18 protein-coding genes are annotated in these 26,053 nt (G+C 71.0%); 3 read left to right on the top strand and 15 right to left on the bottom strand.

From position 1 onward, the window contains the following. Window positions 1-4 precede the first annotated feature (4 nt). The 4 genes from ACFVS9_RS04480 to ACFVS9_RS04465 form a co-directional block, all read right to left on the bottom strand. A complete protein-coding gene (locus ACFVS9_RS04480) occupies window positions 5-985 on the bottom strand; it encodes an ABC transporter permease (protein WP_383115475.1) in 981 nt (326 codons plus the stop codon). Beyond that, on the bottom strand, window positions 982-2,037 hold the full coding sequence (locus ACFVS9_RS04475) for an ABC transporter ATP-binding protein (protein WP_389929963.1): 1,056 nt from the start codon (window positions 2,035-2,037) through the stop codon (window positions 982-984). Before ACFVS9_RS04475 ends, ACFVS9_RS04480 begins: the two co-directional genes overlap by 4 nt. A 151-nt stretch (window positions 2,038-2,188) precedes the next feature. Then, window positions 2,189-3,868 (bottom strand): ABC transporter substrate-binding protein, encoded by a 1,680-nt coding sequence (locus ACFVS9_RS04470; protein WP_389929962.1) that lies wholly within the window; start codon window positions 3,866-3,868, stop codon window positions 2,189-2,191. Window positions 3,869-3,999: 131 nt separating this feature from the next. Continuing rightward, the gene (locus tag ACFVS9_RS04465) at window positions 4,000-4,974 is read right to left on the bottom strand and encodes a LacI family DNA-binding transcriptional regulator (protein WP_383115478.1); all 975 of its coding nucleotides are present in this window, start codon (window positions 4,972-4,974) and stop codon (window positions 4,000-4,002) included. Between the two features lie 291 nt (window positions 4,975-5,265). On the opposite strand from ACFVS9_RS04465, the gene ACFVS9_RS04460 reads away from it, so the two are divergent. Further along, window positions 5,266-7,131, top strand: coding sequence for a lectin (locus ACFVS9_RS04460; RefSeq protein ID WP_389929960.1), 1,866 nt, complete (start codon window positions 5,266-5,268; stop codon window positions 7,129-7,131). A 9-nt stretch (window positions 7,132-7,140) separates the two neighbouring features. Here the strand turns inward: ACFVS9_RS04460 and cimA are convergent, their stop codons facing one another. From cimA to ACFVS9_RS04435, 5 genes are all read right to left on the bottom strand, one after another. Beyond that, the gene (gene cimA, locus ACFVS9_RS04455) at window positions 7,141-8,748 is read right to left on the bottom strand and encodes a citramalate synthase (RefSeq protein ID WP_383115480.1); all 1,608 of its coding nucleotides are present in this window, start codon (window positions 8,746-8,748) and stop codon (window positions 7,141-7,143) included. Window positions 8,749-9,166: 418 nt separating this feature from the next. After that, window positions 9,167-10,270, bottom strand: a complete 1,104-nt coding sequence (locus ACFVS9_RS04450; protein ID WP_389929958.1) for a branched-chain amino acid aminotransferase — start codon at window positions 10,268-10,270, stop codon at window positions 9,167-9,169. Window positions 10,271-10,564: 294 nt separating this feature from the next. Beyond that, window positions 10,565-11,608 (bottom strand): 3-isopropylmalate dehydrogenase, encoded by a 1,044-nt coding sequence (locus ACFVS9_RS04445; RefSeq protein ID WP_383115482.1) that lies wholly within the window; start codon window positions 11,606-11,608, stop codon window positions 10,565-10,567. Between the two features lie 104 nt (window positions 11,609-11,712). Further along, the gene (locus ACFVS9_RS04440) at window positions 11,713-11,841 is read right to left on the bottom strand and encodes a hypothetical protein (protein ID WP_389929956.1); all 129 of its coding nucleotides are present in this window, start codon (window positions 11,839-11,841) and stop codon (window positions 11,713-11,715) included. Between the two features lie 273 nt (window positions 11,842-12,114). After that, on the bottom strand, window positions 12,115-12,714 hold the full coding sequence (locus tag ACFVS9_RS04435) for a TetR/AcrR family transcriptional regulator (RefSeq protein WP_389929955.1): 600 nt from the start codon (window positions 12,712-12,714) through the stop codon (window positions 12,115-12,117). Window positions 12,715-12,916: 202 nt separating this feature from the next. On the opposite strand from ACFVS9_RS04435, the gene ACFVS9_RS04430 reads away from it, so the two are divergent. Continuing rightward, on the top strand, window positions 12,917-15,208 hold the full coding sequence (locus ACFVS9_RS04430; protein ID WP_389929953.1) for a glycoside hydrolase family 3 N-terminal domain-containing protein: 2,292 nt from the start codon (window positions 12,917-12,919) through the stop codon (window positions 15,206-15,208). Window positions 15,209-15,309: 101 nt separating this feature from the next. Here ACFVS9_RS04430 and pruA read toward each other — a convergent pair whose 3' ends face one another. After that, window positions 15,310-16,941, bottom strand: coding sequence for an L-glutamate gamma-semialdehyde dehydrogenase (gene pruA, locus ACFVS9_RS04425; RefSeq protein ID WP_383115486.1), 1,632 nt, complete (start codon window positions 16,939-16,941; stop codon window positions 15,310-15,312). 81 nt (window positions 16,942-17,022) lie between these two features. Then, on the bottom strand, window positions 17,023-17,949 hold the full coding sequence (locus ACFVS9_RS04420; RefSeq protein ID WP_389929951.1) for a proline dehydrogenase family protein: 927 nt from the start codon (window positions 17,947-17,949) through the stop codon (window positions 17,023-17,025). 177 nt (window positions 17,950-18,126) lie between these two features. Between ACFVS9_RS04420 and ACFVS9_RS04415 the strand changes: the two genes are divergently transcribed. Next, window positions 18,127-19,266 carry a PucR family transcriptional regulator gene (locus ACFVS9_RS04415; RefSeq protein ID WP_383115488.1) on the top strand — a complete coding sequence of 380 codons (1,140 nt, stop codon included), beginning with the start codon at window positions 18,127-18,129 and terminating at the stop codon, window positions 19,264-19,266. A gap of 1,180 nt (window positions 19,267-20,446) precedes the next feature. Here the strand turns inward: ACFVS9_RS04415 and serA are convergent. The 4 genes from serA to ACFVS9_RS04395 form a co-directional block, all read right to left on the bottom strand. After that, the gene (gene serA, locus ACFVS9_RS04410) at window positions 20,447-22,039 is read right to left on the bottom strand and encodes a phosphoglycerate dehydrogenase (protein WP_383115489.1); all 1,593 of its coding nucleotides are present in this window, start codon (window positions 22,037-22,039) and stop codon (window positions 20,447-20,449) included. 298 nt (window positions 22,040-22,337) lie between these two features. After that, window positions 22,338-23,339, bottom strand: coding sequence for a ketol-acid reductoisomerase (ilvC, locus tag ACFVS9_RS04405; protein WP_383115490.1), 1,002 nt, complete (start codon window positions 23,337-23,339; stop codon window positions 22,338-22,340). 106 nt (window positions 23,340-23,445) lie between these two features. Then, window positions 23,446-23,973, bottom strand: a complete 528-nt coding sequence (gene ilvN / locus ACFVS9_RS04400) for an acetolactate synthase small subunit (protein ID WP_104789338.1) — start codon at window positions 23,971-23,973, stop codon at window positions 23,446-23,448. Window positions 23,974-23,994: 21 nt separating this feature from the next. After that, a complete protein-coding gene (locus ACFVS9_RS04395; protein ID WP_389929948.1) occupies window positions 23,995-25,851 on the bottom strand; it encodes an acetolactate synthase large subunit in 1,857 nt (618 codons plus the stop codon). Window positions 25,852-26,053 lie beyond the last annotated feature (202 nt).

The following is a 26,053-nucleotide window of genomic DNA, read 5'->3' as shown; positions in this document are numbered from 1 at the left end:
GTCGTCAGGCCTCCTTACGGGTGCGCGGGTCGAGGAGGGCGTAGGCCATGTCGGCCAGCAGGTTCGCGGCGAGCACGGAGAGCGTGATGATCAGGAAGACCCCCTGCATCAGCGGGTAGTCCTTCGCCCCGACCGCCTGGAGGAGCCGGAAGCCGATGCCCGGGTAGTTGAAGACCATCTCGACGAGGAGCGTGCCGCTGACGATGAAGCCCAGGGAGAGCGCGAAACCGGAGATGTTGGGCAGGACCGCGTTGCGGGCCGCGTAGGCGAACATCACCCGGCGCTCGGAGAGCCCCTTGGCCTGCGCCACCATGACGTAGTCCTCGGAGGACACGGTCACCATCATGTTGCGCATGCCGAGGATCCAGCCGGCGACGGCGCTGAGCACGATCGTGAGTCCGGGCAGTACCCCGTGGTAGAGGGCGCTGGAGATGAACGGCCAGTCGAAGGCCGGGACCAGGGAGCTGTCGTAGCCGCCCTCGAAGGGGAACAGCGGCCACTTCACCGCGAACAGCGCGATGGCGATGAGGCCGAGCCAGAAGTAGGGGACCGACGAGATGAAGGTGGTGACGGGCAGCAGCCCGTCCAGCCACGATCCGCGCCGCCAGCCGCTGTAGACGCCGATGCCGGTGCCGAGCAGGAAGCTGATCAGCGTGGTGATGCCGACGAGGGCGAGCGTCCAGGGCAGCGCGTCGGACAGCACCTCGCCCACCGGGGTCGGGAAGTAGGTGAAGGACAGGCCCAGGTCGCCGTCCAGCAGGCTCGACCAGTAGTCGGTGTACTGCGCCCAGAGCGACTGGCTCTTGTCGAGCCCGAACAGGGCCTTCAGGGAGGCGATGGCGTTGGTGTCGAGCTGCCCCTGGTAGCGGCTCATCAGGGCCTCGACGGGGTCGCCCGGCATCAGGCGGGGGATCAGGAAGTTGATGGTGATCGCGGCCCACGCGGTGACGGCGTAGAAGGCGAAGCGCTGGAGGACGTACTTCACTTCGCCGTCTCCTTCGCGGGGGTGGGGCCGTACAGCCAGCAGGCCGCCCACTGGCCGTCGGCGAGGTCGAAGCGGGGCGGGAGCTCGGTGCGGCAGCGCTCCATGGCCTTGGGGCAGCGGGGGTGGAAGCGGCAGCCGGCCGGCGGGGTGATCAGGGAGGGCGGCTCGCCGCTCCCGGTCTCCTCCTGGTCGGCCTCGTCGGCGACCCGGTCCGGGTCGGGCGCGGACGCGATCAGCAGCTGGGTGTAGGGGTGCGCGGGGTGCTGGGTGACCGTCTCGCTGTCCCCGCCCTCGACGATCCGGCCGGCGTACATCACCAGGGTGGTGTCGGCGAAGTAGCGGGCGGACGCGATGTCGTGGGTGATGTAGAGGATCGCGAGGCGGAGCCGCTCCTTGAGGTCGCGGAGCAGGTTGAGGACGCCGAGCCGGATCGACACGTCGAGCATCGAGACGGGTTCGTCGGCGAGCAGGACCTGGGGGTCGGCGCCGAGCGCGCGCGCTATCGCGACGCGCTGGCGCTGCCCTCCCGACAGCTCGTGCGGGAACTTGTCCAGGAACTGACCGGGAGGGGTCAGCTGGACGCGTTCCAGCAGGGCCGCCAGGTTCGCCTCCAGCTCCGTCTCCCCGCTCCCCGCCCGGCCGTGGATCTTCAGGGCGCGGGTCAGGTGGTAGCGCACGGTGTGCACCGGGTTGAGCGAGGCGAACGGGTCCTGGAAGATCAGCTGGACCCGCCTGACGTAGGCGCGGAAGGACCGGCCGCGCCCGGCCTTCACCGCCGTGCCGCCGAGGCGGACCTCACCCGCGGTGAGCGGGTAGAGCTGGGCGAGCAGCCGTGCGACGGTGGACTTCCCGGAGCCCGACTCCCCGACCAGGGCCGTGACGGTGCCGCGCCGGAGCTCCAGCGAGACGTCGTCGACGGCGTGGACGGTGCGGCGCCTGCGGGCGAGGAGGTCGCCGGCGGTGCGCCGTACGGGGAAGTGCTTGGTGACTCCGCGCGCTTCGAGAACCACGTCGTTCCCGGTGAGCGCGTCTGCGGACTGTTCAGTGGTCATGGACGGTTCTTCCCCTACGTACTCGGAGGGTCCGGCATCTGGGGGGCGGGAGAGGGCGCGTGCGGCGGGGCGGAGGGCCGGGGCGGCGCCGGGCGTTGCCGGGCGCCGCCGCCGCTGACGTGCGTGCCCGGCCCCCGGTCGCCGGACTCCCTCACTTGGCGGGCTTGAGGTTCAGCACGACTTCCAGCGCGTCGGGCTGGGTGTGCTGCGGGGCCGCGTACGGGTCCTCCTCGGTGGGCCAGCCCACCCAGTTCTTCGTGGAGTACTCGGCGCCGATCGGGGCCGCGGCCGTCGGGATGACCGGAACCTCCTCGACCATGATCTTCTGGAGGGTGTTCATGGCCTTGGTGCGGGCGGCGTCGTCGGTGGCGTTGGCGTACTCCTTGAGCGCGGCGGTGGCCTCCGGGCTCTTGAAGCGGCCGAAGTTGCCGAGCTGGGAGGTCTTGCCGACGGGCTGGAGGATCGCCCCGTCCATCATGTTCTGGTACATGTCGTACGGCGTGGCACCGCTGTTGGTCCAGTGCAGGGTGGCGTCGAAGTTGCCGGTGGCGACGTCGGTGCCCCAGGCCTCCGCGGTCTGCGTCTTGACCTTGGCCTCGATGCCGAGCTGCTTGATGTTGTCCTTGATGATGGAGAGCCCGGTGATGTAGTCGTTCCATCCGGCCGGGTCGGTGAAGGTCAGCTCGACCGGCTTGCCGTCCGGGTCCTTCAGGACGCCGCCGCTGAGCTCGAACCCGGCCTCGTCGAGGATCTTCTTGGCCCCGGCGACGTCGGGCGCCGTGGTGGCGTTCTTGTACTCGGGTGCGAGGAAGGGCTCACCGGCGGGCAGCGGGATGCCGGTCGGGTTGCTGATCTCCGGGTAGAGGGTCGCCTGGGCCTGCACGTGGATCGCCTTGCGGTCGATGACCATCGCCATCGCCTTGCGCAGGGCCGGGTTGTCGAACGGCTTGCGCGCGGTGTTGATCCACAGTCCGTGGATGCCGAGGCCGGACGGGAACCAGAGCTTGTGGTTCTTCGGGTCCTTGGCGACGTAGAGCTGCTTGTAGTTCGGCATGAAGACGAACGACCACTCGACCTTGCCGTTCGCCAGGGCCGTGGTCGCCGCGCTGTTGTCGTTGTACGCGGTGTAGCGCAGCTCCTTGACCTTGGTCTCGCCCTTCCAGTAGGTGGGCGTGGTGGTCAGGGTGGTGGTCTGCGGGGTGAAGGTCTTCAGCTTGTACGGCCCGGAGCCGACCGGGGTGCGGTTCGGCCAGGTCTCGGGGTTCTCGACCTTCTCCCAGATGTGCTTGGGCACCACGAACGTCGTGATGATCTTGTTCTGGTTGACGAACTGCGACTCCTTGAAGGTCAGGACGACCTTCTCGCCCTCGACGGCGATCCCGTCGTAGGGGATGCCGTTGCCGTTGAGCGCGGGGTGCTTCTTGAGCAGTTCGAAGGTGAACGCGACGTCGGCGGCGGTCAGCGGCTTGCCGTCGGCCCACTTGGCCCGGCCGTCGAGCGTGAAGGTGAGCTTGGTGAAGTTGGACTCCCAGTCCCAGGCGGTCGCCAGCCAGGGGTCCGCCTTGTCGGTGGGCCGGATCTGGTTCGTCATCGCCAGGGGCTCGTAGATCATGAACCGGTAGCCGAGGGTGGCGCCCGCCGAGGTGGCGAGGAACGGGTTGCTGTTGTTGGTCTGCGGCCCGTCGGGCTTGCCCAGGGTCAGCACACCGGAGGCACCGGCGCCGCCCCCCTTGTTGGCACCCGAGTTGGCGGACGAGCAGCCGGCGGCGAGCGCGACCACCGCGGTGGCGGCTGAGAGCGCTCTCAGAGTGTGACGGCGGCGTACGGACATGGCGACTCCAGGAGGACTGCGGGTCTGGGAGATCCGGGGGCGGGCAGCGCTCGACGCGCCGGGTGCGGGTGGTGCCGGTGGGCGTGGTGCGGGTCGGGGATGCGGACGGGTGTCCGGCGGGGCCGGATCCGTTACGGCGCCGAGCGGCGCACGACCAGTTCGGTGGGCAGCACGACCGGTCCGTCCGGTACGGCGGTGCCGCCGAGGTGGGAGAGCAGCAGGCGGGCCGCCGCCTCGCCCATCTGCCGGGTGGGCTGGTGCACGGTGGTCAGCGGTGGTTCGGTGTGTTCGGCCATCGGGATGTCGTCGAACCCGACCACCGCGACGTCGTCGGGTACCCGGCGGCCGGCGGCCCTCAGGGCGCGCAGGACACCCGCCGCGCTGATGTCGTTGTGCGCGAAGACCGAGTCGAACTCCGTCCCGGTGGCCAGGAGCCGTTCCACGGCGAGCCGGCCCTGGCGCTCGGTGAAGTCCCCGTCCACCACCAGTTCGGTGGGCAGGACCGAGCGGAAGCCGGCGAGCCGGTCGCGTACGCAGCCGAAGTGCTGGGGGCCGGTGACGACCAGGGGTCTGGTGCGGCCGGCGGCCCGCAGATGGCGGGCGGCGGACGCGCCCCCTTCGTGGTTGGTGGTCACGACGGAGGGGAATTCGGGGTGGTGGCCGCGGTCGTCGATCAGGACGATCGGCAGACCGGACCGGTGCAGTGCGGTGAGCTGGTCGAGCGTGTTCTCCGGTTCGACGACGACGAGCCCGTCGAAGGCGCGCGCCGACACCTGGGTGGTGAAGCGCTCGACGGACTCCGCGCCCCGGTTGCAGGTGAAGAGCAGCAGCCCGTAGCCGGCGGCCTCGACCGTGTCGACGACGCCCTGGAGCACCTCGCCCATCCAGGGCCAGGCCAGCGAGGGCACCAGCATGCCGACCGTGCGGCTGCTGCCGCGGGCCAGCCCGACGGCGCCCGAGCTGGGTACGTAGCCGAGGTCCGCGATCACTTCACGAACGCGGGCCGCCGTCGAACCGTCGACTTCTCCCTTGAGGTTGATGACCCGTGACACGGTCGTCTTGCTGACGCCGGCCTCACGGGCGACATCGGCGATGGTGACACGCATCGGGGCCTCCGGGGACAAGGCAGGGCAGGGGGGCGGGGCGGACTCCGGTACCGGTTCCGCAACCGGTACCGGAACCGGTACCGGCGTTGCGGCTGGAGTTAACCGCGCCGGAACAGGGGCGTCAATACTTCACACCGAGATTGGTCCGTACCCATGATCGAAGCAGCTCCGGCACCGCTTCCGTTCACTTCTCGAACGTACGAGACTCTTGACGCGGACACGTAAAAGCAGTTCACTCACGGCTCGTTCGACGGCACATCCCCCACGCCCCTGCCGAGAAAGGCAGCAGCCATGATTCGGACCAGCAGAACGGCGAGGGTCCTCGTCGCGACGGCGCTCGCGACAGCGGGACTCGCCGGACTCTCCTCCGGCAGCGCACAGGCCGCCGGCGAGACCGTGAACATCGTGCTGACCACCACGGACGACGCCGGCGGCCGCCACGTGACCCGCGGCCTCCAGGCACAGACGCCGGTCACCTTCGCTGCCGGGAACGGCGGTTCCGGCACGAACATCACCGTCGACGAGAACACCCGCTACCAGACCTTCACCGGCGGCGGCGCCTCGTTCACGGACACGGCGGCCTGGCTGATGAAGGGCAGCGGCGCGCTCAGCCAGGCGACCCGCGACGCGACGATGAAGAAGCTCTTCTCCCCCACGGAGGGCATCGGGCTGTCCTTCGTGCGCAACCCGATGGGCGGATCGGACCTGGCACGGTTCGGCTACACCTACGACGACATGCCGGCCGGGCGGACGGACCCCTCACTCGCCGACTTCTCGATCGCACACGATCTCCAGGACGTCCTGCCGCTCACCAGGCAGGCCGAACAGCTCAACCCCGCGCTGACGACGGTCGCCTCGCCGTGGACGGCGCCGGCCTGGATGAAGGACAGCGGGCAGCTCAACGGCGGCTGGCTGAAGGCCGAGTACTACGGCGCCTACGCGGACTACTTCGTGAAGTACCTCCAGGCGTGGCGGGACCAGGGCGTCCCGGTCGACTACGTCACCGCGCAGAACGAGCCCACCTGCTGCTCCGGCTACCCGTCGATGAGCTGGAACGGCTCCGGGCTGGCCTACTTCACCAAGAACGAGCTGCTGCCCAAGCTCCGGTCGGCGGGCCTGCCCACCAAGGTCCTGGCGCACGACTGGAACTGGGACAGCTACGACGCGTACGCCGCTCCCACGGTCGACGACCCGGCCGTACGCGACCACCCGAACTTCGGCGGGATCGCCTGGCACGGCTACGGCGGTGACATCACGAAGCAGACGGCCGTGCACGACCGCTACCCGCAGCTCGACGCCTTCCAGACCGAGCACTCGGGCGGCACGTGGATCGCCGACCAGCAGCGCGAGGACATGCTCGACATCATCGGCTACACCCGCAACTGGGCGAAGTCGGTGACCAAGTGGTCCCTCGCGGTGGACCAGAACCGCGGCCCCCACAACGGCGGCTGCGGCACCTGCGACGGGCTCGTCACCGTGCACAACGGGGACGGCAGGCACGGCCAGGTCGACTACACGGTCGAGTACTACACGATGGGCCACCTGACCAAGTACGTACGGCCCGGCGCCGCCCGCGTCGCCTCCACCTCGGACTCCGCCGTGCCCAACGTGGCCTGGCGCAACCCGGACGGCTCGAAGGCGCTGATCGCCTACAACGGTTCGGCGTCGGCGCGGCAGATCACCGTGAACTGGGGCGGGCAGAAGTTCGGCTACTCACTGCCCGGCCGGACCTCGGCGACGTTCACCTGGTCGGGCACCCAGTCCGGCTCCGGGAGCGGCGGCGCCCTCACCGGCGACGGCGGCAAGTGCCTGGACGCCACGGGCAACAGCGGCTCGGACGGGACGCCGGTCCAGATCTGGGACTGCACGGGCGCGGCCAACCAGAGGTGGACGGTCTCCGCGGACGGTTCCGTGCAGGTGCTCGGTGCCTGCCTGGACGTCACGTCGGGCTCCACGGCCGACGGAGCAAAGGTCCAGCTGTACACCTGCAACGGCTCGGGCGCCCAGCGCTGGAGGTACGACTCCTCGACGGGGGACCTGGTCAACACGGCCTCGGGCAAGTGCCTGGACGTGACCGACCGGTCCACGGCGAACGGCGCCCGGGTGCAGATCTGGACGTGCACCGGAGCCGCCAACCAGAAGTGGCGGCTCCAGTAGCGGGGGGCGTCAGTCGGTGGGCTCCACGCCCGCCCGCAGCAGACCGTAGGTGTACGCGTCCTCCAGTGCCTGCCAGGACGCCGCGATGACGTTCTCGGCCACGCCGACCGTCGCCCAGTCACCGGATCCGTCGCCCGTGGTGATCAGCACCCGGGTGGTGGATTCGGTGCCGGTGCGGCCCTCCAGGATGCGGACCTTGTAGTCGATCAGCTCCAGCTTGGCGAGCTGCGGGTAGATCCGCTCCAGGCCGACCCGCAGCGCCCGGTCCAGGGCGTTGACGGGACCGTTGCCCTCGGCGGTGGCGACGATCCGCTCGCCCTTGGCCCAGAGCTTCACGGTCGCCTCGTTGGCGTGGCTGCCGTCGGGGCGGTTCTCGACGATGGCCCTCCAGGACTCGACGCGGAAGTAGCGCCGGGGCCGGCCGTCGACCTCGGCGCGCAGCAGCAGCTCGAAGGAGGCGTCGGCCGCCTCGTAGGTGTAGCCCTTGAGTTCGCGCTCCTTGACCCGCTCGACGACCCGGCCGACGAGCGCCCGGTCGCCTCCCAGGTCGATACCGAGCTCCTTGCCCTTGAGCTCGATGGAGGCGCGGCCCGCCATGTCCGACACGAGCATCCGCATGGTGTTGCCGACGCGCTCGGGGTCGATGTGCTGGTACAGGTCCGGGTCGACCTTGATCGCGGAGGCGTGCAGTCCGGCCTTGTGGGCGAAGGCGGAGACGCCCACGTAGGGCTGGTGGGTGGAGGGCGTGAGGTTGACGACCTCGGCGATGGCGTGGGAGATGCGGGTCATGTCGGCGAGCGCGCCCTCGTGCAGGACCCTCTTGCCGTACTTCAGTTCCAGCGCGGCGACGACGGGGAAGAGGTTCGCGTTGCCGACGCGCTCGCCGTAGCCGTTGGCGGTGCACTGCACGTGGGTGGCGCCCGCGTCCACGGCGGCCAGGGTGTTGGCGACGGCGCAGCCCGTGTCGTCCTGGGCGTGGATGCCGATCCGGGCGCCGGTGTCGGCGAGGACGGTGGAGACGACGGCCTGGACCTGGGCGGGCAGCATCCCGCCGTTGGTGTCGCAGAGGATGACCACGTCGGCGCCGGCCTCGTGGGCGGTGCGCACGACCGACTTGGCGTACTCGGCGTCGGCGCGGTAGCCGTCGAAGAAGTGCTCGCAGTCGACGAAGACCCGGCGGCCCTGTTCACGCAGGTGCGCGACGGTGTCGCGGACCATCTCCAGGTTCTCGTCCAGGGTGGTGCGCAGGGCCAGTTCCACGTGGCGGTCGTGGGACTTGGCGACCAGCGTGATCACCGGGGCGCCCGAGTCCAGGAGCGCCCGCACCTGGGGGTCCTCGGCGGCCCTGCCGCCCGCCCTGCGGGTGGCGCCGAACGCGACGAGCTGGGCGTGCTCGAAGTCGATCTCCTGCCGGGCGCGGGCGAAGAACTCGGTGTCGCGGGGGTTGGCGCCGGGCCATCCCCCCTCGATGAAGCCCACACCGAAGTCGTCCAGATGCCGGGCAATGGTCAGCTTGTCCGCGACCGTCAGGTTGATGCCTTCACGCTGCGCGCCGTCGCGCAGGGTGGTGTCGAAGACATGGAAACTGTCGTCGGGGGCCGAGGCCTTGGTGGTCATGCTGATCTGACTCCTGTCGGGTGAGCGGATCCGGACGAATCGGCTCCACTTGCCCCCATCCTCTCGCGTGCCTCGCTCCGGCCGTGGTGGGGGCCGGAAAACGAAAAAACCCCTCGCGGGTGCGAGAGGTCTGCGCGCGGGTCTGGGGCACGATGTCCGTTCCGTACGTGGTGGTACGGGACGGTCACTGCGGACCGGCGCGCCTGCTGCCGATAATCATGGCGAACGAGGACACGCTCGCAGTCTGGCACAACGGCGCCGCCGGGTCCCGGCCCGTCTCAGGATGCGGGCGTGACGCCCGTCGCACGGGCGGCGGCCGCGGGCGGGCACCGGGGCCGTACCGCCGGGAACGGGCGCGGGCACGGCGGAGGCCGCGTCCCGGGGTGCGGGGCGCGGCCTCCGTGGGCACGGCGGGCGGCTAGCCGAGCTCGTGCATCCAGCCGTGGGCGTCCTCGGCGGTGCCGCGCTGGATGTCCAGCAGGCGCTCGCGCAGCTTGAGGGTGACCTCACCGGGGGTGCCGTCGCCCTGGGTCCACGTGCCGTCCGCGGACTTCACGGTGCCGACGGGGGTGATCACGGCGGCGGTGCCGCAGGCGAAGACCTCGGTGAGGGTGCCGTTCGCGGTGTCGGCGCGCCACTGGTCGATGGAGACGCGGCTCTCCTCGGAGGTGTAGCCGAGGTCGCGGGCCACGGTGAGCAGGGAGTCACGGGTGACGCCGGCGAGCAGCGAGCCGGTGAGGGAGGGGGTGACGATCCTCGCGCCGCCGTCCTCCTGCCCGTACACGAAGTAGAGGTTCATGCCGCCCAGTTCCTCGACCCACGTGTGCTCGACGGCGTCGAGGTAGGCGACCTGGTCGCAGCCCTGCGCGGCGGCCTCGGCCTGGGCGAGGAGGGAGGCGGCGTAGTTGCCCCCGGTCTTGGCGTCGCCCATGCCGCCGGGGACGGCGCGCACCCGGTCCTGGGAGAGCCAGATCGAGACCGGCTTCACGCCGCCGGGGAAGTACGCGCCGGCCGGGGAGGCGATGACGAGGAAGAGGTACTCGTTGGCCGGCCGGACGCCGAGCCCGACCTCGGTGGCGATCATGAACGGGCGCAGGTAGAGGGACTCCTCGCCGCCGTGCGCCGGGACCCAGGCCTGGTCCTGCCGGACCAGGGCGTCGCACGCCTCGATGAAGGTCTCGACCGGCAGCTCCGGCATCGCGAGCCGGGCGGCGGAGCGCTGGAAGCGGGCGGCATTGGCCTCCGGGCGGAAGGTGGCCACGGTGCCGTCGGGCTGCCGGTACGCCTTCAGCCCCTCGAAGATCTCCTGCGCGTAGTGCAGCGTCATGTTGGCCGGGTCCATCGACAGCGGCCCGTAGGGCACGAGCTGGGCGTCGTGCCAGCCGCGGCCCTCGGTCCAGCGGATCGTCACCATGTGGTCGGTGAAGTGGCGGCCGAATCCGGGGCTGGCCAGGATCGCCTCGCGCTCCGCGTCGGACAGCGGGTTCGAGGAGGGCTTGAGCTCGATCGTGGGCGTCGTCATGAGTGCGTGTCCTTCACCGGTCTTGTGTGTGATGGACCGCGCTCACGCCCGCTCCCTCCCGGCAGTCACCGGGCAGGTCGTAGGACGTCCGAGTACCACCGCGAGCCGCGGTCCCGCGTTCGATTATCTCCCGGGGGCGGCCCTGCACGAAATGTTGGGCGTGCGGTGACGTTCGGCGTGGCGCCCGCACGGGGCGGGAACGCGGTCCGGAGGTCGATGGTGGCACCCGGAGACCGCGAGGAGAAGCCGCCGGGTGCGGTTGCGACCCGGCGGCTTCGAAGTGGAGTCGTCGGGTCAGCCCGCTACGCGTACCGCGAGCGCGTCGCCGATCTCGTCGGTGGTGCGTGCGTGCTTCCCGTCACGCTCCGCGAGGTCGGCGGAGACGGCCTCCTCGATGCGCACGGCCTCGGCCTCGTAGCCGAGGTGACGCAGCAGGAGGGCGACGGAGAGGATCGTGGCGGTCGGGTCCGCCTTGCCCTGTCCCGCGATGTCGGGCGCGGTGCCGTGCACCGGCTCGAACATGGACGGGAAGGCACCCGTCGGGTTGATGTTGCCGGACGCGGCCAGGCCGATGCCGCCGGTCACGGCCGCGGCGAGGTCGGTGAGGATGTCACCGAAGAGGTTGTCGGTGACGATGACGTCGAAGCGCTCCGGCTGCGTGACGAAGAAGATCGTCGCGGCGTCGACGTGCAGGTAGTCGGTGCTGACCTCGGGGAACTCGGCCGCGACCTTGTCGAAGGTGTTCTTCCACAGGTGGCCCGCGTGCACGAGGACGTTGTTCTTGTGGACCAGCGTCAGCTTCTTGCGCGGGCGGGCGGCGGCACGCGCGAAGGCGTCCCGCACGACGCGCTCGACACCGTAGGCGGTGTTGACGCTGACCTCGGTGGCGACCTCGTGCTCCGTGCCCGTGCGCAGCGAACCGCCGTTGCCCGTGTACGGGCCCTCGGTGCCCTCGCGGACGACGACGAAGTCGATCTCGGGGCGGCCGGCCAGCGGCGTCGCGGTGTTCGGGAAGAGCTTCGACGGCCTCAGGTTGATGAAGTGGTCGAAGGCGAAGCGCAGCTTCAGCAGCAGACCCCGCTCCAGCACGCCCGACGGCACGGAGGGGTCGCCGATGGCGCCGAGCAGGATGGCGTCGTGGCCCTTGAGGGCTTCGAGCTCCGCGTCGGGGAGGGTCTCACCGGTGCGGTGCCACCGCTGGGCGCCGAGGTCGTACTCCTTGGTCTCCAGCTTCACATCCTGCGGGAGAACAGCGTTGAGGACCTTGAGGCCCTGGGTGACGACCTCCTGGCCGATACCGTCGCCGGGGATCACTGCGAGATCGATGCTGCGAGACATACAGGCACCCTAGCCCCCCGTCCCACCCCATGACACCGGCCGTCCACGATGCGGACGCTCTCCGTGCCGTCACCGGCCGGCCGGCCCGGGGCGGGAGCGTGCCCTCAGTGGCCCGTCGAGCCGCCGTTGTCCCGGCGGTCGAGAGCACGCTGGAGGGCCGCGGCGGCGTTCTTGCGCTCCGGCTCGGCGGTGCGGGGGGTGCGGCGGACGCGGCGGGCGGTGGTCTGGGCCATGACGGATCGACTCCTTGGGATCGCGTGGATTTCGGGACCGGGACTTCGCACGGCGGAGGCCGGGATCGGGATCGGTGAGCCGGAAGGGGCGGGGAACGGCACGCAGGGATTGCCTGCTTCGGGCCGCTCACGCACGCCGGTCGCTGGATCAGCGATTCGTTCGGCTCCTACAACGCTAGGACAGCCCGGGCGATCTGTCTCTACAGATACTCGGACTTCCTACTATCTGAGACGGCGACGCGAGCGGAGTGTGCATGGGCCCGGTCCGGGGACTCAGAGACGGACGGTGAGCTGGGCCTCGATGTGCGCCCGCAGCACGCCCGCCATGTCCGTGGCGCGGTCGCTGAGCAGCCACTGCACCTGGAGCCCGTCCATCAGCGCGATGAGCTGCCGGCCGGCGGCGCCGGGATCCACCCCGTCCCGCAGCGCGCCCTGCCGCCGCGCCTGTTCGTAGGCGAGGCGGGCACCCGCCACCGAGTTCTCGTAGCGGCGTACGAAGTACGTGTGGGCCGGGTGGTCGGCGGCCGTCGCCTCGGCGGAGACCACCGAGAACAGCTCGACGATCCCGCGCCGTCCGGAGTTCAGCGCGGCCAGCTCGGCGAAGCGCCGCAGCCGGCCGACGCCCGTGGTGCCGCCGAGCGAGAGCCACGCGTCGTCCACGTCGTCGCGGTGTTCGAGCACCGCGAGCAGCAGCGCCTCCTTGGTCGGGAAGTGGTGCAGCAGGCCGGTGTGGGAGATGCCGCACCGGGTCGCGATCACCCGCAGCGAGGCGCCCCTGTACCCGGCCTCGCCGAACAGGGCCATCGCCTGTTCGAGGATCTCCCGCCGCTTCGCGCGGCCCTTCGCGTAGCCACGCGGCGCTTCGGCCGTCACTCGCCACTCTCCCGGTCCGCCGGCGCCGGTCCGGCCGGCACTCGCGTGCGTCGGATTCCCATTCAACTCTCCGCGGGACCGGGCCCGCGCGGGAAACGGACCCAGGGGGTCCGGCCCCCGGGACCGGATTCCCGGAGATACTTACCAGGTGGTCGGTATTGACTCTATGGTGAAGGCGAACCGTGTCGCGAAAGGACCCCCCGTGTCCCCCTCCCTGCCCTACCTCGACCCCTCGCTCCCCGTCGCCGAGCGGGTCGGTGACCTCCTCGGCCGTATGACCCTGGCCGAGAAGACCGGTCAGATGCTCCAGCTGAACGCCAAGGACGGGGTACGCCACCTCATCGAGGACCTGCACGTGGGCTCGATCCTCCACGCCGCGCCCGAGCGCGTGGTCGAGGCGGCGGAGCTGACCGGGCGGACCCGGCTGCGCATCCCGCTGCTGGTGGCGGAGGACTGCATCCACGGCCACTCCTTCTGGGAGGGGGCCACGATCTACCCCACGCAGCTCGGCCTGGCCGCGACCTGGGACCCGGAGCTCGTGGAGCGTGTCGCCCGGGCCACGGCGGTCGAGGTCGCCTCGACGGGCGTCCACTGGACGTTCTCCCCGGTGCTCTGCATCACCCGCGACCTGCGCTGGGGCCGGGTCAGCGAGACGTTCGGCGAGGACCCCTTCCTGATCGGCGAGCTGGCCTCGGCGATGGTCCGCGGCTACCAGGGCGAGGGCCTGGACGACCCGACGGCCGTCCTGGCCTGCGCCAAGCACTTCGCGGGCTACTCCGAGACGCAGGGCGGCCGTGACGCGAGCGAGGCCGACATCTCCCGGCGCAAGCTGCGCTCCTGGTTCCTGCCCCCGTTCGAGCGGGTCGCCCGCGAGGGCTGCCGCACGTTCATGCTCGGCTACCAGTCGATGGACGGCGTGCCCGTCACCGTCAACGACTGGCTGCTCAACGAGGTGCTGCGCGGCGAGTGGGGCTACACCGGCACGCTGGTCACCGACTGGGACAACGTCGGCCGCATGGTGTGGGAGCAGAAGATCTACGCCGACCACACCCAGGCCGCGGCGGCGGCGGTCCGGGCGGGCAACGACATGGTGATGACCACCCCCCAGTTCTTCGAGGGCGCCCAGGCCGCGGTCGCCGAGGGCACGCTGGACGAGGCGCAGATCGACGCGGCCGTACGCCGTGTCCTGACCCTGAAGTTCGAGCTCGGCCTGTTCGAGGACCCGCGCCACCCCGACCCCGCCCGGCAGGCCGCGGTCATCGGCAGCGCCGGACACGCCGTGCTGAACCTGGAGGCCGCCCGGCGCTCGCTGGTCCTGCTCACCAACGACGGCACCCTCCCGCTGGCCGGCGGGCTCGTGGCGGGCCCGGAGGGGCGTGCCGTGGCCGCGGCGGGAACGGCTCCGCGCACGGTCGCCGTCATCGGCCCCAACGCCGACGACGCGCAGACCCAGCTGGGCGACTGGGCCGGTTCCTCCGGCCAGGCCGACTGGCTGCCGGACGGCCACCCGCGCGCCATGATCCGTACCGTGCTCGACGGCTTCCGCGAGCACGTCCCGGACGGGTGGGAGGTCACCTACGCGCGGGGTGCCGAGATCCTCTCCGTGGGCCCCGACCCGGAGGGGGCCTTCTTCCCTGACGGGCAGCCCCGCCCCGACGTCGTCGTCCCCGCGGAGCCCTCCGCGGCCCTGATCGCCGAGGCCGTCGCCGCCGCCGAGGCCGCCGACCACGTGGTCGCCGTGGTGGGTGACCGTATCGAGCTGGTCGGCGAGGGCCGTTCGACCGCGACCCTGGAGCTCGTCGGCGACCAGGTCGCGCTGCTCGACGCGCTCGCCGCGACGGGCAGGCCGTTCGTCGTCGTGGTCATCAGCTCCAAGCCGCTGGTGCTCCCGCCGTCCGCGCTCGGCGCGGCGGCGATCGTGCACGCCTTCAACCCGGGTATGCAGGGGGGCCGGGCGGTCGCCGAGGTCCTGCTGGGCCTCATGGAGCCGTCGGGACGGCTGCCCGTCTCCTTCGCCCGGCACGCGGGCCAGCAGCCGACGTACTACAACCAGATCCGCGGCCAGCACGGCAGCCGGTACGCCGACCTCACCCAGCGTCCGGCCTTCGTGTTCGGCGAGGGGCTGAGCTACACCGACGTCGCCTACTCCGGCCTGGAGGTGCTCACGCCGAGCGTCGGGGAGGGCGACACGCTCCGGGCCCGCGTCACCGTCCGCAACACCGGCGGGCGGCCGGCCCTGGAGACCGTGCAGGTGTACGTCAGCGACACCGTCACGTCCGTGACTTGGGCCGAGAAGGAGCTGAAGGCCTACCGGCAGGTGGCGCTCGCCCCGGGTGAGACGCGTGAGGTGCTGCTGGAGCTGCCGGTCTCCGACTGCACCCTCGTGGACGCGGCGGGACGGCGGGTCGTCGAGCCCGGCGCCTTCGAACTGCTCGTGGGCCCGTCCTCGGCCGACGACGTCCTCCTGCGGGCGGGCTTCACCGTGAAGGGCTGAGCGGCCGCCGGGAGATGGAAACCGCCTCCCGGCCGGCGGGGGGAGCCGGTCGGGAGGCGGGGCAGGGGGCGGGGCGCCCGGTCCGGGCGCCCCGGAGGGCGTCAGCCCTGGTGGGGGTAGGTGTACTCGGTCGGCGGGACCAGCGTCTCCTTGATGGCGCGGGTCAGCGTCCAGCGCTGCAGGTTCTGCGGGGCGCCGGCCTTGTCGTTGGTGCCGGAGCCCCGGCCGCCGCCGAAGGGCTGCTGGCCGACGACGGCGCCGGTCGACTTGTCGTTGATGTAGAAGTTGCCCGCGGCGTAGCGGAGCTTGTCCATCGTGTACGCGGCGGCCGCGCGGTCGTTGGAGATGACCGCGCCGGTCAGCGCGTAGTCGGACACCGACTCCATCTGCTCCAGCATGGCGTCGTACTTCTCGTCCTCGTAGACGTGGACGGCGAGGATCGGGCCGAAGTACTCGGTGGTGAAGACCTCGTTGGCCGGGTCGTCGCACACGATGACGGTCGGGCGGACGAAGTAGCCGACGGAGTCGTCGTAGGTGCCGCCGGCGACGATCGTGCACGTCGGGTCGGCCGCGGCGCGGTCGATCGCGGCCTTGTTCTTCGCGAAGGAACGCGCGTCGATGACGGCGCCCATGAAGTGCGACAGGTCGGTGACGTCACCCATGGTGATGCCGTCGACCTCGGCCGCGAACTCCTCCTTGAAGCCGGAGTTCCAGATCGAGGCGGGTACGTACGCGCGGGAGGACGCCGAGCACTTCTGGCCCTGGTACTCGAAGGAGCCGCGGGTCAGCGCGGTCTTCAGGACGGCGCGGTCGGCGCTGGGGTGCGCGACGACGAAGTCCTTGCCGCCGGTCTCGCCGACGAGCCGCGGGTAGGTGCGGTAGTTGGCGATGTTGTTGCCGACCGTCTTCCACAGGTGCTGGAAGGTGGGGGTCGAGCCGGTGAAGTGGACACCGGCCAGGTCGCGGTGGTTCAGCGCGACCTCGGAGACCGCGATGCCGTCGCCGGTGACCAGGTTGATGACGCCCTTGGGCAGCCCGGCCTCCTCCAGGAGCCGCATCAGCAGCACGGCGGCGTGGGTCTGGGTGGGGGACGGCTTCCACACGACGACGTTGCCCATGAGGGCGGGCGCGGTGGGCAGGTTGGCGGCGATGGCCGAGAAGTTGAACGGCGTGATCGCGTAGACGAAGCCCTCCAGCGGGCGGTGGTCCATGCGGTTCCACACGCCCGGGGAGTTCGCCGGGGGCTGCTCGGCGAGGATCTGGCGCGCGTAGTGCACGTTGAAGCGCCAGAAGTCGACGAGCTCGCAGGGGCAGTCGATCTCGGCCTGCTGGGCGGTCTTGCCCTGGCCGAGCATCGTGGAGGCGGCCAGCGTCTCGCGCCAGGGGCCCGACAGCAGCTCGGCGGCGCGCAGGATGATGGCCGCGCGGTCGTCGAAGGACATCGCGCGCCAGGCCGGAGCGGCGGCGAGCGCCGCGTCCACGGCGTCCTGGGCGTCCTGCTCGGTGGCACCGGCGAAGGTGCCGATGACGGCCCGGTGGTTGTGGGGCTGCACGACGTCGACGCGCTCGCCGCCGCCCATGCGCTTCTCGCCGCCGATGGTCATCGGCAGGTCGACGGGGTTCTCGGCGAGCTCCTTGAGCTTCGCCTCCAGGCGGGCCCGCTCGGGGGTGCCGGGGGCGTAGGAGTGGACCGGCTCGTTGACCGGCGCGGGAACCTGGGTGACGGCGTCCATGAGTGCCTTGTCTCCTTGGTCGGGGTGGGTGGTCGGCCGGGCGGGTCGGCCCTGGTGCGTCATGCGGACGAACCCTGCGGTTCAGCCCTTGGTGAGAACGGAGCGGCCGAAGAACAGCAGGTTGGCCGGCTTCTCCGCGAGGCGGCGCATGAAGTAGCCGTACCAGTCGGTGCCGTACGCCGTGTAGACGCGCATCCGGTGGCCCTCGGCGGCGAGCCGGACGTGTTCCTCGCTGCGGATGCCGTACAGCATCTGGAACTCGTACTCGTCCAGTTTGCGCCCTGCCTGGCGTCCGAGCTCCTGGCCGATCGCTATGAGACGGGGATCGTGGGAGCCGATCATCGGGTAGCCCTCGCCCCGCATCAGCGTCCTCAGGACGCGGACGTACGCCTTGTCGATCTCCGGCTTGTTCTGGTACGCGACGGAGGCGGGCTCCTTGTACGCGCCCTTCACCAGGCGGACCCGGCTGCCCGAGGCGGCGAGGCGGCGGGCGTCGGCCTCGGTGCGGAACAGGTAGGACTGGATCACGCAGCCGGTCTGCGGGAAGTCCTTCCGCAGCTCCTCGTGGATGGCGAACATCGAGTCGAGGGTGGTGTGGTCCTCGGCGTCCAGCGTGACGGTGGTGCCGATCGCGGCGGCGGCCTCGACAACGGGGCGGACGTTGGCGAGGGCCAGCTCGTGGCCGTTCTCCAGGGCCTGGCCGAACATCGACAGCTTGACGGACATCTCCGCCCGGACACCGAGTCCGAGCTCCTCCAGGCGGCCGACCAGCTCCAGGTAGGCGTCACGCGCGGCGGCGGCCTGCTCCGGGGTGGTGATGTCCTCACCGACGACGTCCAGGGTGACCTCGAGGCCCTTGGCGGCCGCGTCCTCGATGACGGGGACCACGTCGTCGACGCTCTCACCGGCGATGAACCGGTCGACGACCTGCTTGGTGCCCGGCGCGGCCGAGATGAAACGACGCATCTTGTCGCTGCGTGACGCGGCGAGAATCACGGGACCCAGCACGGGGCACCTCCACGGAGTACGAACGAGGCCGGACCGGTACGGATGTGAACAGACCGGGACGGCACGGAGAACCACTGCGAAATCTAGGTACCCCCGCAACCGCGTGCCATCGACAGCTGTCACGCATCCGTGTACTGGATCTCAGACATATGTCTGAAGGGATGCGAGAATGGCCGGGTGAAGGGCGATTACCAGGAGCTGGTCGACGAGATCTCCGCGCTGCTCGGCGCCCCCGCGACCTTGGAGAACCGCGATTTCGGGCTGGTCGCCTTCGGGGCCCACGACAGCGACGACGACACGGCCATGGACCCCGTCCGCACCCGCTCGATCCTCACCCGCCGCTCCACCCCCGCGGTCCGCGCCTGGTTCGAGGGCTTCGGCATCACCCGTGCGACGGGCCCGGTCCGCATCCCGGCGGCCCCGGAGGCCGGGGTGTTCCGGGACCGCGTCTGCCTGCCGGTACGCCATCGGGGTGTCGTCCTGGGCTACGTGTGGCTGCTGGACGCGGATCCCGGGCCGGCCGACGAGCAGCTGGCGGCGGCGATGGACGTCGCGGCCCGGATCGGTGCCCTGCTGGCCGACGAGGAGCGGGCGGGCACGGACCTGTCCCGGGAATTCGGCGCCGTGCTCGTGGCCGGGCACGGATGGCAGCGGGAGATGGCGGTGGCCGCGCTGCGCGAGGCCCTGGGCGCCGACGCGGACGGTCTGCACACGCTGGTGTGCGTGACCCCCTGGCCGGGCGAGGCCCCTTCCGTGCGCACGGTGCCGTCGGCCGCGGCCCTCGCCGCGGTGCCCGGGGCCGATGGCCAGGCGCTGGCGGCGCTGGTCCGGCTGCGCTCCCCCGAGGCGCTCGACCCGGCGACGACGGCGGCGCGACGGCTGCGCGACACCGCCGGGCCCGCCGCGACCGGCGGCCTCGCCGCACCCCGCCGGGGCCTGGCGGAACTGGCCGACTCCTGGCACGAGGCCCTGTCCGCGGCCCGCGCGGCCTCGGCGGAATCCCGCTTCGGGCCGGTCGCCGACTGGTCGGCCATCGGCCCGTACCGCCTGCTCGCCGCGCTCCCCCGCACCCCGGGCACCGCGCCGGACCCCACCGTCCGCGCCCTGCTCTCCCCGCCGCACGCCGAACTGGCCCGCACCGCCGAGGTGTTCCTGGACCGTGCGGGCCAGGCGAGCCGCACCGCCACCGAACTGGGCATCCACCGCCAGACGCTCTACTACCGCCTGGCCCGGGTCCAGCAGCTCACCGGCCTCGATCTGAACGACGGTGAGGACCGGCTGCTGCTGCACATGGCGCTGAAGACCGCACGGCTGTGAGCGGCGCCCCGGACGAGGACGGCACGGCCGCCGGCCGAGTGCACCGGTAGGCCCGCGAAGCGGCGCGGAGCCGGTCCGTGGCGGACTTGGCGGCCGGCCCGGGGCGGTCGGGGCGGCCGGGGCGGCCGGTCCGGGGCGGTCGGCCGACCCGCCCGCCGGGCCCGAGCGCATCGTCCGGCAGCGTCAGCTCGTCGCACACGGTGGACGGGGCCCGTGGGCCACGGCGTCGGGACGCCCCTCCCCCTCGCCGCAATCAAGGCGGCCCGAACCACCCCGGGGTGGGGGCCGGCGCGGCCAGTCCGGGGCGGCCGGTCCAGAGCCGCCGGCCGACCCGCCCGCCGGGCCCGAGCGCATCGTCCGGCAGCGACAGCGCGTCGCACCCGGAGGACGTGGCCGATGGGCCACGGCGTCAGGACGCCCCTCCCCCTCACCGCACTCCAGGCGGCCCGAACCACCCCGGTGGGGAGCCGGTCCGGAGTCGCCGACCGACCCGCCCGCCGGGCCCGAGCGCGTCGTCCGGGAGCATCAGCACGTCGCACCCGGAGGACAGCGCCCGTGGGCCACGGCGTCAGGACACCCCTCCCCCTCACCGCACTCCAGCGGCCCGAACCACCCCGGTGGGGAGCCGGTCCAGAGCCGCCGGCCGACCCGCCCGCCAGGCCTGAGCGCATCGTCCGGCAGCGTCAGCGCGTCGCACCCGGAGGACGTGGCCGATGGGCCACGGCGTCAGGACGCCCCTCCCCCTCGCCGCAATCAAGGCGGCCCGAACCACTGCGGTGGGCGGCCCCGTTGACCGGCACCGTCGCGGCTGTCGCAGCGGCCGCCGCCGTGTCGTCGCCGGAGAACGCTTTCGCCGGCGGGCCGTTTCCTCTGGCCGACGGCCTGCCGCTCCCGGCGCGCTGGTCCTGCCCGGCAGGCTCCTCGCCCGGACGCCCGGACGCCCGCACACCGGCGCCGTCCCGAGGCCCTCGTACTGCCGGGACGCGTGGTCGCCGCCCGGTTCCCCGTACCGATCTCCGTGAAGGGCCGGATCCGTTCCCCGTCATGCCCCACCGGGCGGGTGGACGGACCGGTCCCCCCTTGCGGACCACCCCGTGCACGCGGACGGCCGCGTCCGGCGGACGGATCGTGATCCGTGCGCCGGACGCGGCCGTGGTAACGCGGAGGCCGGGAGCGGGGCTCAGTCGGTGAGGTTCACCGAGCGGGCCGAGGCCGCACCGATCTCTTCGGAGATCTCGGTGAGGACCGACTGCGGGATGGTGTCATCGACGGTGAGGACCACCAGCGCCTCGCCGCCCGCGTCCTGCCGCGAGACCTGCATGCCGGCGATGTTCAGACCGGCCTCGCCGAGGATCTTGCCGACGGCGCCGACGACACCGGGACGGTCCTCGTACCGCAGGACGACCATGTGGTCGGCGAGCGCGAGGTCGACGTCGTGCTCGCCGATCGCGACGATCTTCTGGAGGTTCTTGGGGCCGGCCAGCGTGCCGGAGACCGCGACCTCCTCGCCGCTGGACAGCGTGCCGCGGACGGTCACCACGTTGCGGTGGTCGGGCGACTCGGAGCTGGTGGTGAGGCGGACCTCGACACCGCGCTCCTGCGCGAAGAGCGGGGCGTTGACGTAGGACACCGTCTCGTCGACGACGTCCTCGAAGACACCCTTGAGCGCGGAGAGTTCGAGCACCTTCACGTCGTGCTGCGTGATCTCGCCGTAGACCTCGACGTCGAGACGGGCCGCGACCTCGCCCGCGAGCGCGGTGAAGATCCGGCCGAGCTTCTCGGCGAGCGGCAGTCCGGGGCGCACGTCCTCGGCGATGACGCCGCCCTGGACGTTGACCGCGTCCGGCACGAGCTCACCGGCGAGGGCCAGGCGCACGGACTTGGCGACCGCGATGCCCGCCTTCTCCTGGGCCTCGTCCGTGGAGGCGCCGAGGTGCGGGGTGCAGACGACCTGGTCGAACTGGAAGAGCGGGGAGTCCGTGCAGGGCTCCTTGGTGTACACGTCCAGGCCGGCGCCGGCGACCCGGCCCTCCTTGAGGGCGGAGGCGAGCGCCTCCTCGTCGACGATGCCGCCGCGTGCGGCGTTGACGATGCGCACCGAGGGCTTCACCTTGTGCAGCGCCTCGTCGCCGATCAGGCCGAGCGTCTCGGGGGTCTTGGGCAGGTGCACCGTGATGAAGTCGGAGACCTCGAGGAGTTCGTCCAGCGTGAGGAGCTTGACGCCCATCTGCGCGGCACGCGCGGGCTGCACGTAGGGGTCGTACGCGACGATCTTCATGCCGAAGGCCGACATGCGCTGCGCGACCAGCACGCCGATGCGGCCGAGGCCGACGACACCGAGGGTCTTCTCGCTGAGCTCGACGCCCGTGTACTTGGAGCGCTTCCACTCGCCGTTCTTCAGCGCGGTGTTGGCCTGCGGGATGTTGCGCGCGGTGGCGACGAGCAGACCGCAGGCCAGCTCGGCGGCGGTGACGATGTTGGACGTCGGTGCGTTGACGACCATCACGCCGGCCTTGGTGGCGGCGGAGACGTCGACGTTGTCCAGGCCGACCCCGGCGCGGGCGACGACCTTGAGCTGCTTCGCGGCGGCGATGGCCTCCGCGTCGACCTTGGTGGCGGAGCGCACCAGGATGGCGTCGACGCCGGCGATCGCGGGGAGGAGTTCGGCGCGGTCCGCGCCGTTGCAGTGCCGGATCTCGAAGTCCGGACCCAGGGCGTCAACCGTGGCGGGCGACAGCTCTTCGGCGATGAGTACGACAGGTTTCGGGCTCACGTGTGTCCTCACAAGTCCAGTGCGGACGGCCGTCCCGACGGCCGCAGGCGGTGGAGGGGCTAGCCGCGTGGAAGACGCACGACACTGTGGGCCCTGACGCGTGTATGTGTTGAGCAGTGTAGCCATGCGGCCGGGCGCCCGCTGGCGCCCTGGTGGAAGGATCACCCTCACGGGGTGGACGGTCTGTACAGGCGTCCGCCACCTCCGTCCTGCCACCTGTCCCTCCCCCGCAGTGACACGGAGGTGGACCGGCCGGGTGCCGGGGACGGGACCGTGCGGACCCGTCCCCGGCGGGAACTCAGGCGTCCTCGTTGTCGACCCAGCTCATGAGCTTGCGCAGCTCCTTGCCGGTGGTCTCCAGCAGGGACTCGCTGTCGGCCTTCTTGTACTCGTTGTACTTGGGCAGGCCGTTGTGGTACTCGGCCATCCAGTTCTTGGCGAAGGTGCCGTCCTGGATCTCGGCGAGGACCTTCTTCATCTCGGCCTTGGTGTCGTCCGTGATGATGCGCGGGCCCGTGACGTAGTCGCCCCACTCGGCGGTCTCCGAGATGGACCAGCGCATCTTCTCCAGGCCGCCCTCGTACATGAGGTCCACGATGAGCTTCAGCTCGTGGAGGCACTCGAAGTACGCGATCTCCGGCTGGTAGCCGGCCTCGGTCAGGGTCTCGAAACCGGCCTTCACGAGGGCGGCGGTGCCACCGCAGAGGACGGCCTGCTCACCGAACAGGTCGGTCTCGGTCTCCTCGGTGAAGGTCGTCTTGATGACGCCGGCGCGGGTGCCGCCGATGCCCTTCGCGTAGCTGAGCGCGAGCTCCAGGCCCTTGCCGGTGGCGTCCTGCTCGACGGCCACGATGCACGGGACGCCGCGGCCCTCCTCGTACTGACGGCGGACCAGGTGGCCCGGGCCCTTCGGAGCGACCATGCAGACGTCGACGTTGGCCGGCGGCTTGATGAAGTCGAAGCGGATGTTCAGGCCGTGGCCGAAGAACAGCGCGTCGCCGTCCTTGAGGTTGTCCTTGACGGACTCCTCGTAGACCTGGGCCTGGATCGGGTCCGGGACGAGGATCATGATGACGTCGGCCTCGGCCGCGGCCTCGGACGGCGTGACCACGCGCAGGCCCTGCTCCTCGGCCTTGGCCTTGGACTTCGAGCCCTCGTGGAGACCGACACGGACGTCGACACCCGAGTCACGCAGCGACAGCGCGTGCGCGTGGCCCTGGCTGCCGTAGCCAAGAACCGCGACCTTGCGGCCCTGGATGATGGACAGGTCGGCATCGTCGTCGTAGAACAGCTCGGCCACTGGGTCTTCTCCTTGGTGTGCAGGTGTTGCGTCCCACCGTACGGCGGGGTGCGTGGATGCGGTGCCGGGTCTCGCCATACGGGCCGGTGGGTCGGCCGGTAATGGTCTACGCCGTGCGGTCGAGCGCGCGCAGGGAACGGTCGGTGATCGAGCGCGCGCCGCGCCCTATGGCGATGGTGCCGGACTGGACAAGCTCCTTGATGCCGAACTGTTCGAGCATCTTGAGCATGGCCTCCAGCTTGTCGGCACCCCCGGTCGCCTCGATCGTGACGGCCTCGGGGGAGACGTCCACGGTCTTGGCGCGGAACAGCTGGACGATCTCGACGATCTGGGAGCGGGTCTCGTTGTCTGCGCGGACCTTCACCAGGACGAGCTCCCGCTGGATCGCTGCGGAGGGCTCGAGTTCGACGATCTTCAGGACGTTGACCAGCTTGTTGAGCTGCTTGGTCACCTGCTCCAGGGGCAGGCCCTCGACATTCACGACAATGGTGATGCGTGAGATGTCGGGATGTTCGGTGGTACCGACCGCGAGCGAGTCGATGTTGAAGCCGCGCCGGGAGAACAGGGCGGTGATCCGGGCGAGGACACCGGGCTTGTTCTCGACCAGGACGGAGAGCGTGTGCTTGGTGGACATGAGTCGGTCTCTCTCTGTCTCTCAGTCGTCTTCGTTGTCGCCGAAGTCGGGGCGGACACCACGTGCGGCCATGACCTCGTCGTTGGAGGTGCCGGCGGCGACCATCGGCCACACCATGGCGTCCTCGTGGACGATGAAGTCGATGACGACCGGGCGGTCGTTGATCGCGTTGGCCTCGGCGATGACCTTGTCCAGGTCGGCCGGGTCCTCGCAGCGGATCGCGTGGCAGCCCATGGCCTCGGACAGCTTGACGAAGTCCGGCACCCGCGTGCCCTTGGCGGGAACGCCGTCGGCGTCCGCGCCGGAGTGCAGCACGGTGTTGGAGTACCGCTGGTTGTAGAACAGGGTCTGCCACTGACGCACCATCCCGAGCGCGCCGTTGTTGATGATCGCGACCTTGATCGGGATGTTGTTGAGCGCGCAGGTGGTGAGTTCCTGGTTGGTCATCTGGAAGCAGCCGTCGCCGTCGATCGCCCACACGGCCCGCTCGGGCATGCCCGCCTTGGCGCCCATCGCGGCCGGGACCGCGTACCCCATGGTCCCGGCGCCGCCGGAGTTGAGCCAGGTGGAGGGCTGCTCGTACCGGATGAAGTGCGAGGCCCACATCTGGTGCTGGCCGACGCCCGCGGCGAAGATCGTTCCTTCGGGGGCGAGTTCACCGATGCGTTCGATGACCTGCTGCGGCGAGAGGCTGCCGTCCTCCGGCAGGTCGTAGCCGACCGGGTAGGTCTCGCGCCAGCGGTCGAGGTCCTTCCACCAGGCGCCGTAGTCGCCGGTGTGGCCGTCGTTGTGCTCGGCCTGGACCGCCTGGACCAGGTCGGCGATGACCTCGCGGGCGTCGCCGACGATCGGGACGTCCGCGGCACGGTTCTTGCCGATCTCGGCGGGGTCGATGTCGGCGTGGACGATCTTGGCGTACGGGGCGAAGCTGTCCAGCTTGCCGGTGACGCGGTCGTCGAACCTGGCGCCGAGCGCGACGATCAGGTCGGCCTTCTGCAACGCGGTGACGGCGGTGACCGAACCGTGCATGCCGGGCATTCCCACGTGCAGCGGGTGGCTGTCGGGGAAGGAGCCGAGCGCCATCAGGGTGGTGGTGACGGGCGCTTTGGTGAGCTCGGCCAGGACCTTCAGCTCGGCGGTGGCGCCGGCCTTCATGACGCCGCCACCGACGTACAGCACCGGGCGCTTGGCCTGGGTGATGAGCTTGGCGGCCTCGCGGATCTGCTTGGCGTGCGGCTTGGTGACCGGGCGGTAGCCGGGCAGGTCCATCGTCGGCGGCCAGCTGAAGGCGGTCTTCGCCTGGAGCGCGTCCTTGGCGATGTCCACGAGGACCGGCCCCGGGCGGCCGGTGGACGCGATGTGGAAGGCCTCGGCGATCGTGTGCGCGATGTCCTCGGCGCGGGTGACCAGGAAGTTGTGCTTGGTGACCGGCATGGTGATGCCGCAGATGTCGGCTTCCTGGAAGGCGTCCGTACCGATGGCGGCGGAGGCCACCTGGCCGGTGATCGCGACCAGCGGCACCGAGTCCATCGCGGCGTCGGCGATCGGGGTGACCAGGTTCGTCGCACCGGGACCCGAGGTGACCATGCAGACACCGACCTTGCCGGTGGCCTGGGCGTAACCGGTCGCCGCGTGGCCCGCGCCCTGCTCGTGGCGGACCAGGATGTGACGGACCCGGGTGGAGTCCATCAGCGGGTCGTACGCGGGAAGGATGCAGCCGCCGGGGAGTCCGAATACGGTGTCGGCGCCGACTTCCTCGAGAGAGCGGATGAGGGACTGCGCGCCCGTGAGGTGCTCAACGGAGGCGGTGGACGGTCCGCCGTTACGGGCCCGCGGCTGCGGGTGCTGGGCCCCGGTTGCCTGCTCGATCATCGGCATTCTCTTCTCGAAGCTGAGGGTTTATGCGGTGTTTTTGCGGGGTTTTGAGAGGTCCCGGTGCAACAAAAAACCCCTCGTGCCGTGAGGCAAGCGAGGGGAGCGCGCCGGTGCGGTCTGCAAGGTGTCCATGAGTGACCCTGCTTCAGCCGACGCGCTTTCCAAGTACGAGAATTCGGGTGCGCATGGCATTGACCCTCTCTCC

This window comes from Streptomyces sp. NPDC058008 (assembly GCF_042886395.1).
Lineage (GTDB): Bacteria > Actinomycetota > Actinomycetes > Streptomycetales > Streptomycetaceae > Streptomyces.
This window is presented reverse-complemented; position numbering and strand designations above follow the sequence as displayed.

Coding starts and splice junctions, on each gene's coding strand:
- cimA (WP_383115480.1), bottom strand. CDS start 8,748: ATGACCACCAAGGCCTCGGCCCCCGACGACAGTTTCCATGTCTTCGAC.
- ilvN (WP_104789338.1), bottom strand. CDS start 23,973: ATGTCCACCAAGCACACGCTCTCCGTCCTGGTCGAGAACAAGCCCGGT.
- ACFVS9_RS04475 (WP_389929963.1), bottom strand. CDS start 2,037: ATGACCACTGAACAGTCCGCAGACGCGCTCACCGGGAACGACGTGGTT.
- ACFVS9_RS04445 (WP_383115482.1), bottom strand. CDS start 11,608: ATGTCTCGCAGCATCGATCTCGCAGTGATCCCCGGCGACGGTATCGGC.
- ACFVS9_RS04465 (WP_383115478.1), bottom strand. CDS start 4,974: ATGCGTGTCACCATCGCCGATGTCGCCCGTGAGGCCGGCGTCAGCAAG.
- ACFVS9_RS04450 (WP_389929958.1), bottom strand. CDS start 10,270: ATGACGACGCCCACGATCGAGCTCAAGCCCTCCTCGAACCCGCTGTCC.
- ACFVS9_RS04395 (WP_389929948.1), bottom strand. CDS start 25,851: ATGCCGATGATCGAGCAGGCAACCGGGGCCCAGCACCCGCAGCCGCGG.
- ACFVS9_RS04460 (WP_389929960.1), top strand. CDS start 5,266: ATGATTCGGACCAGCAGAACGGCGAGGGTCCTCGTCGCGACGGCGCTC.
- ACFVS9_RS04440 (WP_389929956.1), bottom strand. CDS start 11,841: ATGGCCCAGACCACCGCCCGCCGCGTCCGCCGCACCCCCCGCACCGCC.
- ACFVS9_RS04470 (WP_389929962.1), bottom strand. CDS start 3,868: ATGTCCGTACGCCGCCGTCACACTCTGAGAGCGCTCTCAGCCGCCACC.
- pruA (WP_383115486.1), bottom strand. CDS start 16,941: ATGGACGCCGTCACCCAGGTTCCCGCGCCGGTCAACGAGCCGGTCCAC.